Origin of the sequence: Actinomyces massiliensis 4401292 (assembly GCF_000269805.1) — a bacterium.
GTDB classification, from domain to species: Bacteria; Actinomycetota; Actinomycetes; order Actinomycetales; family Actinomycetaceae; genus Actinomyces; species Actinomyces massiliensis.
Genome location: NZ_JH711483.1, coordinates 439,808 through 458,047 on the forward strand (window position 1 = coordinate 439,808; position 18,240 = coordinate 458,047).

The window sequence follows — 18,240 nt, forward strand, 5'->3', positions numbered from 1 at the left end:
AGTGATGGCGCACCGGGTGTGGACGCCGGCGGCCCGGGCGGGGCATACTGGTGGGGAGCCACCCGGCTGTAATCCGGATGGCTCCCCTTGACAGGCGGCTCAGTCGAACCACCTGCCGAGGGCATCCGCAAGGACACTAACGGCCCGGACCAGGCGAGCGATGCTGATCAACATGGCGCTCACCTTCCGGGCCGTCTCCTTGTCCTTGCGAACCTTGACGTGGTGCCTGCCCTTGGGCTTGGACACGGCCCTCACCTCCTTTCCGACTCCCTATTCCTCCCCGGCAAGGACACTGGGTGTTCGGGGGGGGGAGGGTGCCGAAGAAGGCCCCACCAGCATGCCACGCAGACCATCCGCCCACCGGCTCGCCGCTGTCCGAGGAGTGCGACGGGCGCGTTGGGTCGCGGGCGGTGGTGCGGGCCGTCAGACCCGACGGGGCACGGCGGGCAATGTCGTCCGTGGCCGGACAGGCCGTCCGCCTATAGAGCCCCATCGGAAAAGGAGGACGGCCGAGCAGAACCGCGCCCAAGGAACAGCGGCGACCTCGGCGTAGCAAACCGGTAACCGTGGATCGTGCAGCACGTCACCGATAACGGCACCGTCTACGCCCGCGAAGTCGGCAGCGGAGGCAAACGTCTACGCACGGTCGCGCTCCCTGCCGAGTATGTGAGCGAGCATGCGCACTGGTCGTATGCCGCGACCGCCTACGGCGTCCAGGACGCGACCGTCTACCGTTCGCTCACGATGCTGTCCGATGCGACGAGCGTGGCAGGCGTCTACGTTTACGTTGGCATGACCAGAGGCCGTCAGCAGAACCAACTGCATGTCGTCGCGGAGAACATGGACGACGCGCGGGCGCAGTTCGTTGAGGCGATGGAACGCGACCCGGCAGACCGTGGCCTCGACCACGCCACCGCCCAAGCCATCGACGCAGTACGTGGCCTGGTCGTTGATGGTCCCGTGCAGCTCGTCACCGACGAAATCGCCCGCCTCGCCACCGAAGTCGAACGAGCAGAACAGCTCGCGGAGCGGTGGGAGCAGACCGCCACCCGGTTCGACGCCCAACGCGCGACACACAAGGCCAAGGACGACGAGCACGCCGATGTGCTCCGCCGCGCCGAGGCCGATCTCCGCGTGATCGACGTCGCCCAGCAGGTCGAAGCCGCCAGAGGCGACCGTGACGCGATGCGGGAGCGGCGCGAGCAGGAACAACGGCAGCAGGCACTTGCCGAGCGTGAATGGCAACTCAGCGAGCCGACCGAAGCCGACCGCCGCCACGACCCCCAACGCGACGGGCCGGCACGCGGCCTATAAGCATCGAGCATCGGCAGCACGTCGCGTCGGCATGACGTTCACAGCAGACCCGCAACCCGAGATACAGACAGACGTCCAGGGTGATTGTCGGCCGTTCGTCGTACAGTTGAAGACATGACACCCGACACCGCAACTCTGATCCGAGACGGCCTCGCGCTCGACGCTGACCAGCGCGCGGTCGTCGCTAACGCGTTGCTCGAAAGCCTCCATGATGCAGGCGACGCGGGCGAGGCCGATGCAGCCTGGCGTGCCGAGGCCACCCGGCGACTGGCCGAGGTGCGCTCCGGTGCGGTCGAGTTGGTGGATGCTGACGAGCACTACGACCGATTGCGCGCCTCACTCACCGCATGACCCTGTCTCAGCGGGAGCACCCCGAAGCCGTCGCCGAGTTCGACGCCGCAGTGCGCTGGTACGAAGAGCAGGAACCAGAGATCGGCCTGGCGCTGATCGACCAAGCACGGCAAGCTCGGAAGGACCTCGACCAGTGGCCGAACGCCGCACCGCCATTCACGATCGCTGCCGATGGCACCGTGATCCGCAGCAAGGCTATTCGTGGATACCCCTACCGCATCGTCTACACAGTGGAGCCGGACACGATCCTGATCCTCGCTTGCGTCCACGAGCGCCGAGAACCGGGCTACTGGCTCCACCCTGAACAGCATGGCGGCATCGCCGAAACCAGAGCTTGGGCAAGCGGCACGAGTCACCGATACACTGGAACCTCGCAGACACGCACGATTTTCTTGTCGCCTTGCGTCTCTTCTGATCGATCTCCCGCTTGCGGGCCATGGATGCCGGCTCGCGGATGGCGGCCTGGCAGCCGTCGGGCCAGATGCGGAACCGATTGCGGGCTCCGACCTCGACGTCGATCGGGCGGCCTGCGCTGTGCGCGATTCTCAGCAGGCCCTCAATGCTCGCGTCACATCTATCGATGATGGTGTAGCCGGTCCACGCGTCGATCACCGACCTACCGGCTACGCGGAACACGTCAGTCGGTCAGTCGGGGGCACGGCCCTGTTCGTGTTACACACGACTCGGCGGAGGCTCGCGGATCATCTGGGTATCACGGGGCCGGCGGTAAGTCGCAAGATTCAGGGCACGACGGGCTGGAGCACGGAGGACCTCATCGAAACGGCGGAGTTCCTCGGGGTCGAGCCCGCCGATCTGCTTCCTCGCGGAGTCGAGACAGCCCCCGCCGGGAGCGGCGGGGTCTCTGGTTCGGTGCCCCGGACAGGATTCGAACCTGCGACCTTCTGCTCCGGAGGCAGACGCTCTATCCACTGAGCTACCGGGGCCCGGAGCGGAACTCTACCAGTGCGCGGCCCGCAAACCGAAACCGAGTCGAACTCCCGGCGGAGCGGATGAGACATGCCTCGAGATGAACCTTCGTCGAGATTGACTTTTTGGGATGAGATCGACGGTGGCGTCGTCGATCTCATCCCAAAAAGTCAATCTCGACGCATGAAACGCATGAGGGGTTCGCATATGCTCTTGCTCACTGAGCGCTCGCTCAGCGCTCACTGATGCGCACTGAGCTCAGTGCCTCGCATGCCCCACCGTCCCGAAGGAACTGCTCGTCCGTCCCACTCCGCTACTCTGTGCTCGTGACTCCCGAAGAGCTCGCTGAAGCGATCCACACCGTTCTGACCACTGCCGTCGACGACGGCTCTCTCGCCCTGCCGGTCGAGGAGGTGCCGCTTCCCCGAGTCGAGCGCCCCAGAAACCGTGATCACGGCGATTGGGCCACCAATGTCGCCATGCAGTTGGCCAAGAAGGCCGGAACCAATCCGCGCGCGCTGGCCGAGCTCCTCGTGCCCCGCCTCGCCGAGCTCGACGGCGTTGATTCCGTGGAGATCGCCGGGCCGGGCTTCCTCAACTTCCGCCTGAGTGCCGCCTCCGCCGGTGAGCTGGCCCGCACCATCGTCGAGGCGGGGGAGGCCTACGGCCGCAATGACGCCCTGGCCGGTCAGCATGTCAACCTCGAGTACGTCTCGGCCAATCCCACCGGGCCGGTGCACCTGGGCGGGGCCCGCTGGGCCGCCGTCGGCGATTCCCTGGCACGCATCCTGGTCGCCTGCGGCGCCACCGTGACCCGCGAGTACTACTTCAACGATCACGGCACCCAGATCGACCGTTTCGCCAGTTCCCTGCTGGCCAGCGCTCGCGGTCAGGAGATCCCCGAGGACGGCTACGGCGGTGCTTACATCACTGAGATCGCGCAGAAGGTGATTGCCGATGAGCTCGCGGCCGGCCGTCCCGATCCCATCGGCCTGCCCGACGACGAGGCCACCGAGGTCTTCCGTGCCCACGGCGTGGATCTCATGTTCGACGCCATCAAGAGCGAGCTCCATGCCTTCCGCTCCGACTTCGACGTCTTCTTCCACGAGGAGTCCCTGCACAGCTCCGGCGCCGTGGCCCGCTCCATCGACATCCTGCGCGAGCGCGGCGTCATCGAGGACCGCGATGGCGCCACCTGGCTGCGCACCACCGAGTTCGGCGACGACAAGGACCGCGTCCTGATCAAGTCCGACGGAAACGCCGCCTACTTCGCCGCGGACCTGGCCTACTACCTGGACAAGCGCGAGCGCGGTGCCGACTGCTGCATCTTCCTGTTCGGCGCCGATCACCACGGCTACGTCGGCCGCATGATGGCCATGTGCTCCGCCTTCGGGGATGAGCCGGGCGTCAACATGCAGATCATCATCGGCCAGTTCGTCAACCTCGTTAAGGACGGCGCCCCGGTGCGCATGTCCAAGCGCGCCGGCACCATCGTGACGCTCGCGGATCTCGTCGATGCCGTTGGTGTGGACGCCGCCCGCTATGCCCTGGCCCGCTCGTCCATGGACTCCGCCATTGATATCGATCTGAACCTGCTGGCCTCGACGTCGAACGACAACCCGGTCTACTACGTGCAGTACGCCCACGCCCGCACCTGCAATGTGGCCCGCAACGCCGCCGAGCACGGTGTGAGCCGGGACCCCGAGAAGGCCGCCTTCGATCCCGGCGCCCTGGACGACCCGGCCGACTCCGCGCTGCTGGGCACCCTGGCCCGCTTCCCGGCCACCGTTGCCCAGGCGGCTCAGCTCCGCGAGCAGCACCGCGTGGCCCGTTACCTCGAGCAGCTCGCGGCGGCTTACCACGCCTGGTACGGCACCACTCGTGTCACCCCCCGGGGTGATGATGCGGTCAACGCGGGACACGTGGCCCGCCTGTGGCTCAACGACGCCGTCGGCCAGGTGCTGGCCAATGGCCTGGACCTGTTGGGCGTGAGCGCTCCGGATCGCATGTGAGCGGCCGTCCTCCCGCCTGCCGAGATCCGCAAGATCGCCGAGATCGGTCGTAATCCGCATCGAGATCGGTCCGGTTCCGCGCCGAGATCGGTTGATACGGCCCCCGAGCCAGAGCCAGAAGGAGAATCATGACTGCTGCGACCGTTCCCGCTGGAGAGTCGGCTCCGGGCACCCTGGTCTGCCCCGAGCCCGCGGACCGTCCCGACCTGTGGCCGTGGACCGCACGACGGCGCGATGACGGGGTCCTGGAGGTCGGCGGGGTGGCCCTGACCGATATTGCCGCGGATTTCGCCACCCCCGCCTTCGTCATGGATCGCGCCGATCTGCGCGGGCGCGCCCGCGTATGGGCCACCGCCATGGCCGAGGAGTTCTGGGACGGCTACGGCATGAGCGGCGGTGACGCCTTCTACGCGGGCAAGGCCTTCCTGTGCTCGGACGTCGTGCGCACCGTTACCGAGGCCGGCATGGGGGTCGATACAGCCTCCCTGGGCGAGCTCACCCTGGCTCTGCGCGCCGGTGCCGCGCCGTCGGCGGTGGGCCTGCACGGCAACAACAAGCTCGACGCCGAGATCGAGACCGCCCTGAGCGCCGGAGACGGCCAGGGCATCGAGCGGATCTTCATCGACTCCCTGGATGAGGTCGCCCAGATCGAGTCGATCGCCGCCCGGCTGGGCACCACCGCCCGCGTCATGATCCGGGTCAAGACCGGTGTGCACGCCGGTGGCAATGAGTACGTCTCCACCGGGCACGAGGACCAGAAGTTCGGCGTGGGCGCCTTCGACGGCCAGCTCGACGAGGTCGTGGCGGCCATTAAGGCCAGCGAGCACCTGGAGTTGCGGGGCCTGCACAGCCACATCGGCAGTCAGATCCAGGGCACTGCCGCCTTCGAGGAGGCCGCCGGCATCATCTGCGAGCTCGCAGCCAGGGTGAGTGCCAAGACGGGCGCTCCGCTGCCCGAGATCGACCTGGGGGGCGGCGCGGGAATCGCCTACTCGGGAGCTGACCCGGTCCCCACCGCTCCCATTGAGGTGGTGCGCGCCATCGCAGGCGCCGTGCGCTCGGCTTGCGACCGCCTGGGCATCAGGGTCCCGCGGGTCTCCTTGGAGCCCGGGCGCTCCATCGCTGGCCCCACCACCATCACCCTCTACCGGGTCGGCGTGATCAAGGACGCGATTCTGGACGACGGCGCCCGCCGTCGCTACGTCTCCATCGACGGCGGCATGGCCGACAACATCCGCCCGGCCCTCTACGGGGCGACCTACACCGCGGCCGTGGCCAACCGCGTCTCGCAGGCGCCGGCGGTGCGCTGCCGCGTGGTGGGCAAGCACTGCGAGTCCGGCGATGTCGTCGTGTGGGACGTGGACCTGCCCGAGGACCTCGGGCGCGGCGACCTGCTGGCCGTGCCCGCTACCGGCGCCTACGGCTACTCCATGGCCTCGAACTACAACATGCTGACCAAGCCGGGTGTCGTGGCCGTGGAGGACGGCGCCGCCGGCTGGGTGGTGCGCCCCCAGACCCTGGAGGACCTCCTGGCGCTCCAGGGTTGAGGTGTGGGGCGCCTCGCGGGATCGGGGTACTGCGCTCGTCGGGTATCAGGGACTTCCCCTACTCCCCGGGTAGGAGACGGCCGGCGGGCGGAATCCTCCCCGAGGCTCTGCATTGAGGGCGGTGGGCCTCCATACGCTACGTGACATGAGCGCAGCAGTGTCCTCCCTCGAAGTGCCCCCGCCGCCGGTCCATCGCAGCGGTGATCTGGCTCTGCCCTACTCGGTAGATCTGCGCGGGGCCCTCCGCCGGGCCTGGGCCGCGATGACGCGTCGCCGGAGGTCGTGAACGGGGCGACCGGTGCCGGCTGGTACTGAACCGGTACTGAACCGGTAATGACCATGGCCTGAGCACGGCTGTCCGGAATCGATCTGCCGGGCGCGCAGCCAGGCGCGGGCCATGGACGGGCGCCGCCACCTATGCTGGACCGCGACGCAATCGCCCTTCGGCGCAACCCTCCCGAGCAAGGTGGTCCCCCGTGACTGAGCAGCCCCAGCCGACCTTCCCTCCCCCCGGTGCCGCGCCCGTGCTGCGGGTAGGCGTTCTCGGTTCCGGCACGGTCGGCACCCAGGTCGTGCGCCTCCTGCTGGAGCAGGCCGACGACTTCGCCGCGCGCAGCGGGGCCCGCATGGAGATCACCGGCATCGCCGTGCGCAACCTCGACGCCCCCCGGGATCCTGCCGTCCCCCGCGAGCTCCTGACCGACGACGCCACCGCAGTGGCCACCGGCAACGACCTCGTCGTCGAGCTCATCGGCGGGATCGAGCCCGCCCGCACCCTCATTCTGGCCGCCTTCAAGGCCGGGGCGAGCGTCATCACGGGCAACAAGGCCCTCATCGCCGCTCACGGACCCGAGCTCTACGATGCTGCGGCGGCGGCCGGCACCGATTTCTACTACGAGGCGGCGGTCGCCGGCGCCGTCCCCGTCGTCTACGCCCTGCGCGAGTCCATGGCCGGGGACCGCGTCACCAGCGTGCTCGGCATCGTCAACGGCACCACCAACTACATTCTCGACGAGATGAGCACCAAGGGGCTCTCCTTCGATGAGGTCCTGGCCACCGCTCAGGCGCTCGGCTACGCGGAGGCGGATCCGACGGCCGACGTCGACGGCCTGGACGCTGCCGCCAAGGCCGCGATCATCGCGTCCCTCGCCTTCCACACCCGTGTCGGACTGTCCGATGTCCAGGTCGAGGGAATCCGCTCCGTGACCGCGGATGATATCCGCGAGGCCCACGCCTCGGGCTGCGAGCTCAAGCTGCTGGCGATCGCCCAGCGCCGGGAGGACGAGCACGCCCACGGCGTCTCGGTGCGCGTCCATCCCGCCCTCGTCCCGGCCGATCACCCGCTGGCGAGCGTGCACGGCGCCTACAACGCCGTCCTGGTGGAGGCCGAGAGCGCCGGGCGCCTCATGTTCTACGGTCAGGGCGCCGGCGGCGCGCCGACCGCCTCGGCGGTCCTGTCCGATGTCGTCGCCGCAGCCGCTCATCGGGTCAACGGCGGCCAGGCCCCCCGCGAGTCCTCCTACGCGCGCCTGCCGATCCTGGGGCCGGAGGCGGCCGTCACCCGATACCAGATCCAGTTGCGCGTTGAGGATGCCGCGGGATCCCTGGCGGCCATGGCCGGCGTCTTCGCCGACAACGAGGTGTCCATCAACTCGGTGCGTCAGAGCGCCTATGTCACCAGTGATGGGGCGGCCGTGGTCACCTTCGTCACCCACCCCGCCCCCGTCTTCCACCTCGATGCCGCCGTCGAGGGCCTGCGGGCCTCGGACCGGGTCATGGAGGTCGTCTCCGTCCGGCGCGTCGAGGGGCAGTGAGCATGCGCTTGGCGAATGAGCGGGCTGCCGTACGGGTGCCGGCCACCACCGCCAACATGGGGCCGGGCTTCGACTCCTTCGGCATGGCCTTCCGCTACTACGACGAGGTCGAGGTTCGCCCGGTCGCGGGCGCCACCCGCGTGCACGTCGAGGGCGTGGGGGAGGGGAGCGTCCCGACCGGGAACGACAACCTCGTCGTGCGTGCTCTGCGCGCTGGCCTCGACGCCGTCGGCGCCCCGCAGGCGGGTTTCGAGATGCGCTGCGTCAATCGCATTCCGCACGGCGGGGGAATGGGGTCGTCCGCATCGGCGGCCGTCGCCGGTCTCATGCTCGCCCGGGGACTGCTCTCCGAGCCCCGGGCCCTGCCCGACGACGAGGTGTTCCGCATCGCCACCGGCTTCGAGGGGCATCCCGACAATGTGGCGCCGGCCGTCTTCGGCGGGGCGACCGTGGCCTGGGTGGAGGCCGATGGCACGCCCCGGGCCGCGCCCATGCCGGTGGACGGAACATTGCCGGTCAGCCTTCTCGTACCGCCGTCCACAACCCGTCTGAGCACCGAGGAGGCGCGCAAGGTTCTACCGGACTCGGTGCCGCGCGCCGACGCCCTGTTCAACACCTCGCGTGCCGCCGTTCTCATGCTCGCCCTGGCGGGCCGCCCCGACCTGCTTCTGACCGGTACCGAGGACCGTCTCCATCAGGAGTACCGCCGCAGCGTGCTGCCCTCGTCGATGGCGGTCATGGATTCCCTGCGCGGGCAGGGCTATCCCGCGGTGATCTCCGGCGCCGGTCCCACGGTGCTGGTGCTTGCTGACGTCGCGCAGCAGACCCGCTTCACCCTCGAGCGGCACGGCTGGACGGTCCTGCGCCCCGGAATCGACACCCGCGGAGCGGTACTGACCTCAGCGGCCTCCTGAACCGACTGAACCGATTCCTCTGAGCGGATGGTGAACGCTCCCCGTGGCCAGGCCGGAAGAGGGTTCTTACGGTGAGGCCATGAGCGCACGCGATTTCAATAGTCAGCCTCAGGGGACGCATCTGCCCGCCGGTCTCGTTCCTCCCTCGGTCGAGGAGGATGTCCGATCGGCGATCTGGAAGCAGATCGTCCTTGGTCATGCCGATGAGGCGACCCTGGCTTTTGATATTGCCGACCAGTTCTCGGATGGTCCTGCGCCGGTCGATGAGGACGGGGTTCGCGCCGCGGTCCATCACCTGCTCGCTGTTCGCCGCGGGCAGCAGGAGACCTTCGGAGAGGTCGTGACCAACCTCGACAGCGCTTTCGCCACCCTGCGCGAGCGCGGGGTCATCGCCGAGCAGGTCTTCTCCTGCTGCAACACCTGCGGTTTCGATGAGATCCGGGGTGTGTCCGATGGTCCCCATTGGGCCGGATTCGTCTTCTTCCACCTGCAGGACGCCGAGGAGCTCGTCGAGACCGGCGAGACCTACTTGTCGTACGGGATGTTCTGGAGCCACTACAAGACGCGCATGGAGTATGACGCCATGAGCGAGGACGCCAGGAGCGCGTACTGCGAGGAGCGGACCCGCGATCTCGTGCGGCTCGTCGTCGTCCCCACGCTGCGCGAGTACGGGCTTGAGGTGGACTGGAACGAGGACCTGAATACTCGCATCCTTCTGCGCGGTGCGGAGTTCTACCGACCGATCCCCTGAGTGTGCTGAGATCGAGATGCTGAGGCATACCGAGGTGTGCGAGGCATGCTGAGACATGTCGAGACGTGGGAGCGTGCGCCTGTTGCGGGCCTGTTCCGGCTCGGGCCGGCTCTGACGCCCGGGAGCAGATCAAAGAGATGAGATGAGCTGCGTCTCATCTCGAGTAGTTGAGAACTAAATAACTTGAGGGTCGAGTTTCTCTCCGGTGAGAGCGAGAGAAAGGACCTCCCATGCAGTTCGGAATCTTCACCGTCGGAGACATCACCAGCGACCCCGCCACCGGTAAGGCCCCCAGCGAGCACCAGCGGATCAAGAACACCGTCAAGATGGCGGAGCTGGCCGACCAGGTCGGCCTCGACTTCTTCGCCACCGGTGAGCATCACAACCCGCCCTTCGTCCCTTCCGCGCCCACGACCCTCCTGGCGAACATCGCCGCCCGCACCGAGCGGATCCTCCTGACCACCGCCACCACCCTGATCACCACCAACGACCCGGTCCGCCTCGCCGAGGAGTACGCCTACCTCCAGCACCTGGCCGACGGGCGGGTGGACCTCATGATGGGGCGCGGCAACACTGGCCCGGTCTACCCCTGGTTCGGCAAGGACATCCGCAAGGGGATCTCCCTGGCGGTGGAGAATTACGACCTGTTGCGCCGCCTGTGGCGCGAGACCGGCGTGGACTGGCAGGGGGAGTTCCGCACGCCGCTGCAGGACTTCACCTCGATGCCCCGCCCGCTCGACGGCGTCCCGCCCTTCGTGTGGCACGCCTCCATCCGCTCGCCCCAGATCGCCGAGCAGGCCGCCTACTACGGCGACGGATTCCTGCACAACAACATCTTCTGGCCCATCGACCACGTCAAGAAGATGATCGACCTCTACCGCGAGCGCTTCGCCCACTACGGCCACGGCGCTCCCGAGCAGGCGATCGTGGGCCTCGGCGGCCAGATCTTCGCGGCCGGGACTGAGGCGGAGGCCATCTCGAGGTACGCGCCCTACTTCCGCAACTCCTACGTCTATCAGGGGGCCTCCCTGGAGGAGATGACCGCGCACACGCCGCTGGCCGTGGGGACCCCCGAGCAGATCGTGGAGAAGTACCTGACCTACCGCGACGCCATCGGCGACTACCAGCGCCAGGCCTTCAATGTGGACATGGGAGGCGTTCCGCATGCGGAGGTCATGCGTCAGATCGAGTACCTCGGCACCGAGATCGTCCCCGCCCTGCGCGCCGAGCTGGAGCCCTCCAAGCCCGCCGGGGTTCCCGACGCCCCGCTCCACCCGCGCCACCGGGCCCTGCTGGAGGGCTCCGAGCCCCCGGCGGAGGAGCCCTTCTCCATGACCAACGAATTCGACCCGCTCACGGGCCGGAAGGTGAGGATCTGACATGACTGCCGCCGATGAGAAGAATGAGAAGGGCGAGAAGAGCGAGAAGAGTGAGATGATGATGACCGCGCCCGTCGTTCCCGCCGGGGGCACGCAGTCCCTGGCCGGATCCGAAACCTATGACTCCTACGCCAACAGCCAGATGGGGCGGCTGACGCGGATCGTCGCCGTTCATGCCGGGGTCTCCCAGCCCTCGACATCCCAGATGCTCGCCGAGCGCCTGGCCGAGGGCGCCCGCAGGGCGCTGGAAGCGGACTCCAGGCTCACCAACGTCGAGATCATCGGGCTGCGCCCCCTGGCGGGCGACATCGCGCGCGCCGGCGTGGGCGGCCCCTTGTCGGACGAACTCCAGCGGGTCGTCGATGCCCTGTCCGCCGCCGATGGCGTCGTCCTGGTGAGCCCGGTGTTCCAGGCCTCCTATTCGGGCCTGTTCAAATCGGCCATGGATGTTCTTCCCAAGGGGACCCTCAACGGGGCTCCTGTTCTTCTGGGGGCCACCGCGGGCACGGCGCGTCACAGCCTGGTCACCGAAACGGCGCTGCGACCGCTGGCCGTTTATATGAAGGCCCTGCCGACCACCACCGCCGTCTTCGCCGCCAGTGAGGATTTCGGGGCGGCCTGGAAAACCGATCTTGCAGATCCTTCGAAGGCTTCGACCGATCTTCCGGAGGCCTCTCTGGGAGAGCGCATTGCTCAGGCCGGCCGAGAGCTCGCCGCTTTTATCGAGCGCTTCCCGCGCAGTGCCCCGGTGGATCCCCTGGCCGATTTCACGCCGATGAGCGCCCTGCTGGGAGGGGCCTCTTCCGAATAAAGTGGCATGCGCTATATGGCATGACGGGTGCGGATGCATGCGTTTGCGCTTATGTGCTGCTATGCTCGCCCCGTCTGCCATGCGGATTGCACCGCACTGTAGATCGCATAAGACCCGGACATGAGGCTTCAGCCTCATCAGATACCGGCAGTGCATGACCCGCCCCGTGAATGTTCCGGGGGGAGTCCCCCAGTTGAACGTTTCCCTTCGTGGAGCGCAACCACACCGTTAGGACACTCGTGACCGAGACCTCCAGCGCCCAGCCCTCGCTTTCGACTATGCGCCTGGCCGAGCTCCAGACGCTCGCCGGGACCATGGGGCTCAAGGGCATCTCCCGCATGCGCAAGAGCGAGCTCATCGCCGCCATTCGTGACGGCGGAGTAGCTGAACCCGATGCTCCTCCTGCCCGTGCTTCGCGCCGCAGCGCTTCCGATGCCGGCAGCCCCGGCAGCCCTGACAATGCCGGTAACGCTGATAACACCGCTAACGCTGACAACGCTGACAACGCCGAGACGCCTCCGGCGAAGGAGCCGGCCGGTAAGCAGTCCCGCAAGGATGAGGGTGATGAGGGGGATCAGGTCATGAGCGCTGAGGCGCAGCCCGCCCGAGCCGAGCGGAGCGACGAGCAGGGGGACGGGGCGACCGAGGCTCGCGAGGCCCGATCCCGTTCCCGGCGTCGCCGCGCGACGACGGCGACCGGCACTCCGCAGGCTCTGCAGACTCCGCAGACTCCGCAGATAGAAGCCGCCGTCCTTGATCTGCCGACCGGCTCGGAGGAGGGCGGCGACGGTTCATCCTCCGGTGATGGCCGTGATTCCAAGCGATCCAGGGGGCGGGATGCGCAGCGCGCCCCCGAGCAGGGCTCGTCGGAGTCGTCGCGCCGCGGGCGTCGTCGCGTTCAGGCCGCTGCAGGCGCCCCTGAGCGCGTCGATCAGCATGCTGCGCGTGAGTCCTCAGACTCGCCAGAGGGCCACCTCGATGCGAAGGCCGCCCTCATGCGCGACCTTGCTGACGCCACCGGCACCGCTGCCGTCGAGCCCAGTGAGCGCAAGCGTCGCGACGGCGGCGGACGCAACAACGAGGCCGACTGGGAGGAGGAGGGCCGTGGAGGGCGGCGCCGGCGCGGCCGCAAGCGTCGTGATCGCGACCGTGACGGCTCCCAGAACAATGAGGGCAACCAGGGGCGCGGCCAGCAGTCGCGCGAGGAGGAGGTGCTTCTGCCCGTTGCGGGCATCCTCGACGTCTCCGACCATCAGCACGCCTACCTGCGCACCTCCGGCTATCTTCCCGGCCCCAAGGACGTCTACGTCTCTGCCCATCAGATCAAGGACAACGGCCTGCGTCCGGGTGACGCCATCACGGGCTGGGTCCGCGAGGGCGGCGAGACCTCCCACCCCGGCGGCCAGGGGCGCAACAACCGCCGCCAGAATCGCTCTGCCCGTCAGAAGTACAACCCGCTGGTCAGCGTCGAGACCATCAACGGGATGGATCCCGAGCGCGCCAAGCGGCGTCCGGAGTTCTCCAAGCTCACCCCTCTCTACCCCCAGGAGCAGCTCCGTCTGGAGACCACGCCCAAGGCCATGACGCCGCGGGTGATCGACCTGGTCGCCCCCATCGGCAAGGGGCAGCGCGGGCTCATCGTCTCCCCGCCCAAGGCCGGTAAGACGATCGTCCTCCAGCAGATCGCCAACGCGATCTCCGTCAACAATCCCGAGGCCCACCTCATGGTCGTGCTCGTCGACGAGCGACCCGAGGAGGTCACCGACATGCAGCGCACCGTCAAGGGGGAGGTCATCGCCTCGACCTTCGACCGCCCCGCCTCAGACCACACGACTGTCGCCGAGCTCTCCATAGAGCGCGCCAAGCGGCTGGTCGAGCTCGGGCAGGACGTCGTGGTGCTGCTCGACTCCATCACCCGCCTGGGCCGTGCCTACAACCTGGCGGCCCCGGCGAGCGGCCGCATCCTGTCCGGCGGTGTGGACGCCTCCGCCCTCTATCCGCCCAAGCGCTTCTTCGGGGCCGCACGCAATATCGAGAACGGCGGATCCCTTACGATTCTGGCCACCGCCCTGGTGGAGACCGGCTCGAAGATGGACGAGGTGATCTTCGAGGAGTTCAAGGGGACCGGCAATATGGAGCTGCGCCTGTCTCGCCAGCTGGCGGAGAAGCGCATCTTCCCGGCGGTCGACGTCGCCGCCTCCTCGACTCGCCGTGAGGAGCTTCTCATCGACCCCGCTCAGCTCAAGATCATGTGGCGTCTGCGCCGCTTGTTCACGGGCCTGGAGCAGCAGCAGGCGCTCGAGCTGGTGCTCTCCAAGCTCAAGGACACCCAGTCCAACGCCGAGTTCCTCATGGGGATCGCCAAGACCACGCCGGCCGGCACCTCCCTGGCCGATTCCGGCGACGACGAGTAGGCGACGAATACCACACCCCGCGCGAGGCGCTGCACGACCGGTCGTGCAGCGCCTCGCCGTCTCCTGCGCATCCCCGCTACCTCAGCGTCCCTGCATCCCCGTATCCTCCTCGCGCTTCCGATATGCGCCTCAGTCCCGCGCGAGGCCCGTGGGGTGGGCGGCGGGGCCGCCGCGCATCAGGCGCTATAGCTCGGGCAGGCGCAGACGGATGCCGATGGATGCTGATGGGTGCTGATTGGTGAGGACCTGATCACACGTCATCGTGGGCGATACGGCGGTTGGCTCCTCCAGAAGAATAGGGTGTAGAGTCCAAATCGTTACCCCCTCCCCGTCCGAAGGACCTCCCATGAAGCGATCTCACATCACCACTGGTCTGCTCGGCATTGTGCTGACCGCCGGTCTGCTCGTCTCCCCGGTGGCTGCGGCGACCGACAGCAACGGCAGCACCAGCAACGACAGCGGCGACTCGACCCCCACCGCCACCGCGTCCCCCACGTCACCCGCATCCCCCACGCCGACATCGACCCCCACGGCGTCCGGCAAGCAGGACAGCCCGAGCGTGTCCCCGAGTGATGCTCCCAGGGATGCCGGTCAGAACGCGCCCGGCGCCACCGAGTCTCCCAAGGCGACCCCCGAGGCACCGGGCAATGCCCCGCAGGCGACTCCCAGCCAGGCGGCTTCCTCCGCTCCCCGGGTCGATGGCTCCGAGTCCGGCCAGGCTCCCACCGCCAGCTCCGCCCCCATCGAGGGCGACGAGGGCATGACTGCGGACAACACGCAGTACACCGATGAGGCCTCGATCATCTCGATCCACCGCAACGGCTGCGTCCTGACCTTCGAGGTTCAGGTCAACACCGCGGGTGCCTACAACATCGCCGTATGGGATGACGGTGTGCAGGTCGGCACTGTGGATGTCAACGGCGGCGCCGGCGAGGTCGTGACCGCCACCTACACGATGGGCGCGAACGTCGGCACCGAGGCCTGGGGCTACGACTTTGTCCTGAACGCCGGTGAGAACCCCGTTCAGTACGTCAACTGGGACTTCGAGGGCTCGGCCGAGGTCATGACGCAGTGCGCAGCCGGCGGCCCCGAGGCCCCCGCTGAGGTCACCGCAACGGCCGGCGCCAAGGCCTCTGACCCCGCGCTGGCCAAGACCGGTCCCGCCGCCGGCCTGGGCGTGCTCGCCGCCCTGTCTCTGACGGGTGCGGGTGTTGCGCTGCGTCGCGCACGTCGTGAGGCCTGAGCCGAGTCTGGCTCGATTGTCGAGTCAATAAGTCGATAGCTGCATCCGCAGCATTGTCTTCGACGCTGGCGCCGTCATTCCGATCGGAATGACGGCGCCACGCTTCTTGGATGATTCGGACGATGTTGTGCATGTCTCGGAGGCGGGCGTGGCTCGTCCGTTGTGCACTGCAGCGGCGGGAGGCATAATCGCCCCCGGCCTCCGGTTCACCCGCGCTGCGCGCGCGGGACCCGGCGCCCTCTGGATGCTAGGAGATACCTATGAAGCAGGGGATTCACCCCGAATACGTGCCCACCACGATCACGTGCACGTGCGGCAACACCTTTGAGACTCGCTCGACCGTCACCTCCGGTGAGATTCGCGTCGATGTCTGCTCGGCCTGCCACCCGTTCTACACGGGCAAGCAGAAGATCCTCGACACCGGCGGTCGCGTGGCCCGTTTCGAGGCTCGCTACGGCAAGCGCAAGAAGTAACCGGCCTGCACGACGCCGACGGGAGCTCCCCGCGAGCCCCGTCGGCGTCGTCGCGTTTCACCGAGATCGGTCGAGTTCCGGCGCGAGATCGGTCGCAAACCGCGCCGAGATCGGTTCACTTCCGCATCGAGATCGGTTCTCGACGCAACTCTCCGCCCACACCGATGCTCCGAGGACACCATGAGCGAGGACTTCTCCGCCGTCGAACCGCTGCTGGCCGAGTACGCCGACCTGGAGCGGGACATGGCCGACCCCGCCGTCGCCTCAGATCCGGGCGCCATGCGTCGCCTGGGGCGCCGCTACGCCGAGCTCGGACGGGTCGTGACGGCCCATCGCGCATGGCGGAACGCCTCGGCCGATCTCAATGATGCCCGTGAGCTCGCCGCTGACGACGCCGATTTCGCCGCCGAGCTTCCGGGACTCGCCGAGGCCGAGGCCGCCGCCGCCGATCGACTGCGCGAGGTGCTGGTGCCCCGTGACCCCGACGACGCCCGCGACGTCATCATTGAGGTCAAGGCGGGCGAGGGCGGTGAGGAGTCGGCGCTCTTCGCCTCCGACCTGGCTCGCATGTACGCCCGGTACGCCGAGCGCATGGGGTGGGCCGTCGAGATTCTGGACGCCGCCGACTCCGAGCTCGGCGGATACAAGGACGTGCGCCTGGCCATCAAGGCCCGTCACGCGGTGGAGCCCCAGGAGGGGGTTTGGGCGCACCTGAAGTACGAGGGCGGCGTCCACCGTGTTCAGCGCGTGCCCGTCACCGAGAGTCAGGGACGCATCCATACCTCGGCCGCCGGCGTGCTGGTCATGCCCGAGGCGGACGATCCCGGGGAGCTGGAGATCGACACTGCCGACCTGCGCATCGACGTCTTCCGCTCATCCGGGCCGGGCGGGCAGTCCGTCAACACCACCGATTCGGCCGTGCGCATCACCCACGTGCCCACCGGCATCGTCGTCTCCATGCAGAACGAGAAGTCGCAGCTGCAGAACAAGGAGGCGGCCATGCGCGTGCTGCGCGCGCGACTGCTCGCCGAGCGCGCCGCCGCAGCCGCGGCCGAGGAGGCGGATGCCCGCCGCTCCCAGGTGCGCACCGTCGACCGCTCCGAGCGCATCCGCACCTACAACTTCCCCGAGAACCGCATCGCCGATCACCGCACCGGCTACAAGGCCTACAACCTGGACACTGTGCTCGACGGCGGCCTCGGGCCCGTCATCGCCTCGGCCATCGAGATGGATGAGGCCGAGCGCATGGCGGCGATCGGCGAGCGGTGAGCCGGCGAGGTGAGCGAGCTCCACAGCGCGAGTCCCCTTCGCCGAGATCGGTCCGGTTCCGCGCCGAGATCGGTCGCAACCCGTGTCGAGATCGGTTGAGAGCGCCGGGCCGCCCGTGAGTGCTCTTGATCGTTACGAACTGCGGCGCGATGTACGGGCCGCTGCGAGGCGTCTGGCGGCGGCGGGCGTGGCCTCTGCGGACAACGATGCCCGGCTGCTCGCCGAACATGCTCTGGGCGCTCCGCTGCTGCTCGCCGACGGCGCTGACCCGGACTTCTCCGAGCACTACGAAGCGCTGATTGCGCGCCGCGAGCGTCGGGAGCCGCTTCAGCACATCACCGGCGTCATGTGGTTTCGGGGGCGGGAGCTGGTGAGCAGGCCCGGAGTCTTCATCGTGCGCCCAGAGACGGAGGTGGTGGCGGGAGCCGCCATCGAGGCTGCGCGTCAGATGATCGCCGACGGCGCTGCGCCGCTCGTCGTGGACCTGTGCGCGGGGTCGGGCGCGATTGCGGCGGCGCTCGCTTGCGAGGTGCCGGAAGCCCACGTGGTCGCCGTCGAGGTCGATGAGGCGGCGGCCGCCCTGGCCCGTGAGAACTGCAGGCGCCTGGCTCCGGGGCGGGTCGAGGTAGTCCGGGGGGACGCTACTGATGCGCGGGTGCTGAATGACCTGGACGGGTGCGTCGACGTCGTTGTGTCCAACCCCCCGTACGTGCCCGCGGGAGCGGTTGAGGATGTCGAAACCGCGCGTTACGACCCCGATCGGGCCCTGTTCGGTGGGGGAGAGGACGGGCTGGCGGTGCCTCGCGCCGTCGTCCGCCGTGCAGCCGGCCTGCTGCGCCCTGGCGGTGTACTCGTTATGGAGCACGACCCTCGGCAGAGTGAGGAGTTGCGGGATGCGGCACTGACGGCCGGATTCACCATGGCCGAGACCGGCCGGGATCTCGCCGGCCGCGACCGCTACCTGCGCGGCGCAAGGCGGCCGTTTTCTTCAATACCGGGCTCCGGGACCCGCCTATCGTGA

At 68.3% G+C, this 18,240-nt stretch carries 16 protein-coding genes and 1 tRNA gene; 15 read left to right on the forward strand and 2 right to left on the reverse strand.

Translation table 11 applies throughout. The features are described from left to right. Positions 1 to 99: 99 nt before the first annotated feature. On the reverse strand, positions 100 to 246 hold the full coding sequence (locus W5W_RS16385) for a hypothetical protein (protein ID WP_008734140.1): 147 nt from the start codon (positions 244 to 246) through the stop codon (positions 100 to 102). A gap of 327 nt (positions 247 to 573) precedes the next feature. Here W5W_RS16385 and W5W_RS0113575 point away from each other — a divergent pair, with 327 nt between their 5' ends. Both W5W_RS0113575 and W5W_RS0113580 read left to right on the forward strand, forming a co-directional pair. Next, the gene (locus W5W_RS0113575; RefSeq protein ID WP_017195792.1) at positions 574 to 1,314 is read left to right on the forward strand and encodes a hypothetical protein; all 741 of its coding nucleotides are present in this window, start codon (positions 574 to 576) and stop codon (positions 1,312 to 1,314) included. Between the two features lie 114 nt (positions 1,315 to 1,428). Further along, entirely contained in the window at positions 1,429 to 1,665 is a 237-nt protein-coding gene (locus W5W_RS0113580) for an addiction module protein (protein ID WP_008734157.1), read from the forward strand. Positions 1,666 to 2,536: 871 nt separating this feature from the next. Here W5W_RS0113580 and W5W_RS0113585 read toward each other — a convergent pair. Then, positions 2,537 to 2,609: transfer RNA gene (locus W5W_RS0113585), tRNA-Arg, on the reverse strand. A 309-nt stretch (positions 2,610 to 2,918) separates the two neighbouring features. Between W5W_RS0113585 and argS the strand changes: the two genes are divergently transcribed. The 13 genes from argS to prmC all read left to right on the forward strand — a co-directional run bounded on the left by argS (position 2,919) and on the right by prmC (position 18,240). Continuing rightward, complete coding sequence (argS, locus tag W5W_RS0113590) at positions 2,919 to 4,604, forward strand: arginine--tRNA ligase (protein WP_029574337.1); 1,686 nt, start codon at positions 2,919 to 2,921, stop codon at positions 4,602 to 4,604. Between the two features lie 128 nt (positions 4,605 to 4,732). Then, on the forward strand, positions 4,733 to 6,151 hold the full coding sequence (lysA, locus tag W5W_RS0113595; RefSeq protein ID WP_017195794.1) for a diaminopimelate decarboxylase: 1,419 nt from the start codon (positions 4,733 to 4,735) through the stop codon (positions 6,149 to 6,151). Positions 6,152 to 6,296: 145 nt separating this feature from the next. After that, positions 6,297 to 6,437: a hypothetical protein gene (locus W5W_RS16265; protein WP_154650358.1), complete on the forward strand. Its 141-nt coding sequence runs from the start codon at positions 6,297 to 6,299 to the stop codon at positions 6,435 to 6,437. Positions 6,438 to 6,627: 190 nt separating this feature from the next. Next, positions 6,628 to 7,965, forward strand: a complete 1,338-nt coding sequence (locus W5W_RS0113600; RefSeq protein ID WP_008734124.1) for a homoserine dehydrogenase — start codon at positions 6,628 to 6,630, stop codon at positions 7,963 to 7,965. Between the two features lie 2 nt (positions 7,966 to 7,967). Then, entirely contained in the window at positions 7,968 to 8,879 is a 912-nt protein-coding gene (gene thrB, locus W5W_RS0113605) for a homoserine kinase (protein ID WP_029574339.1), read from the forward strand. A 79-nt stretch (positions 8,880 to 8,958) separates the two neighbouring features. Continuing rightward, positions 8,959 to 9,630 (forward strand): DUF6891 domain-containing protein, encoded by a 672-nt coding sequence (locus W5W_RS0113610; RefSeq protein ID WP_017195796.1) that lies wholly within the window; start codon positions 8,959 to 8,961, stop codon positions 9,628 to 9,630. Positions 9,631 to 9,860: 230 nt separating this feature from the next. Beyond that, positions 9,861 to 11,009, forward strand: coding sequence for a CE1758 family FMN-dependent luciferase-like monooxygenase (locus W5W_RS0113615; protein WP_017195797.1), 1,149 nt, complete (start codon positions 9,861 to 9,863; stop codon positions 11,007 to 11,009). Position 11,010: 1 nt separating this feature from the next. Continuing rightward, entirely contained in the window at positions 11,011 to 11,820 is an 810-nt protein-coding gene (locus W5W_RS15110; protein ID WP_017195798.1) for a CE1759 family FMN reductase, read from the forward strand. Between the two features lie 239 nt (positions 11,821 to 12,059). Next, positions 12,060 to 14,234, forward strand: coding sequence for a transcription termination factor Rho (gene rho / locus W5W_RS0113625; RefSeq protein ID WP_017195799.1), 2,175 nt, complete (start codon positions 12,060 to 12,062; stop codon positions 14,232 to 14,234). A 346-nt stretch (positions 14,235 to 14,580) separates the two neighbouring features. Next, positions 14,581 to 15,477, forward strand: coding sequence for a hypothetical protein (locus tag W5W_RS0113630; protein WP_029574340.1), 897 nt, complete (start codon positions 14,581 to 14,583; stop codon positions 15,475 to 15,477). Positions 15,478 to 15,737: 260 nt separating this feature from the next. After that, entirely contained in the window at positions 15,738 to 15,950 is a 213-nt protein-coding gene (gene rpmE / locus W5W_RS0113635; RefSeq protein WP_008734129.1) for a 50S ribosomal protein L31, read from the forward strand. Between the two features lie 180 nt (positions 15,951 to 16,130). Then, positions 16,131 to 17,219, forward strand: a complete 1,089-nt coding sequence (gene prfA / locus W5W_RS0113640) for a peptide chain release factor 1 (protein WP_017195800.1) — start codon at positions 16,131 to 16,133, stop codon at positions 17,217 to 17,219. Positions 17,220 to 17,334: 115 nt separating this feature from the next. After that, complete coding sequence (gene prmC, locus W5W_RS15115; protein ID WP_017195801.1) at positions 17,335 to 18,240, forward strand: peptide chain release factor N(5)-glutamine methyltransferase; 906 nt, start codon at positions 17,335 to 17,337, stop codon at positions 18,238 to 18,240.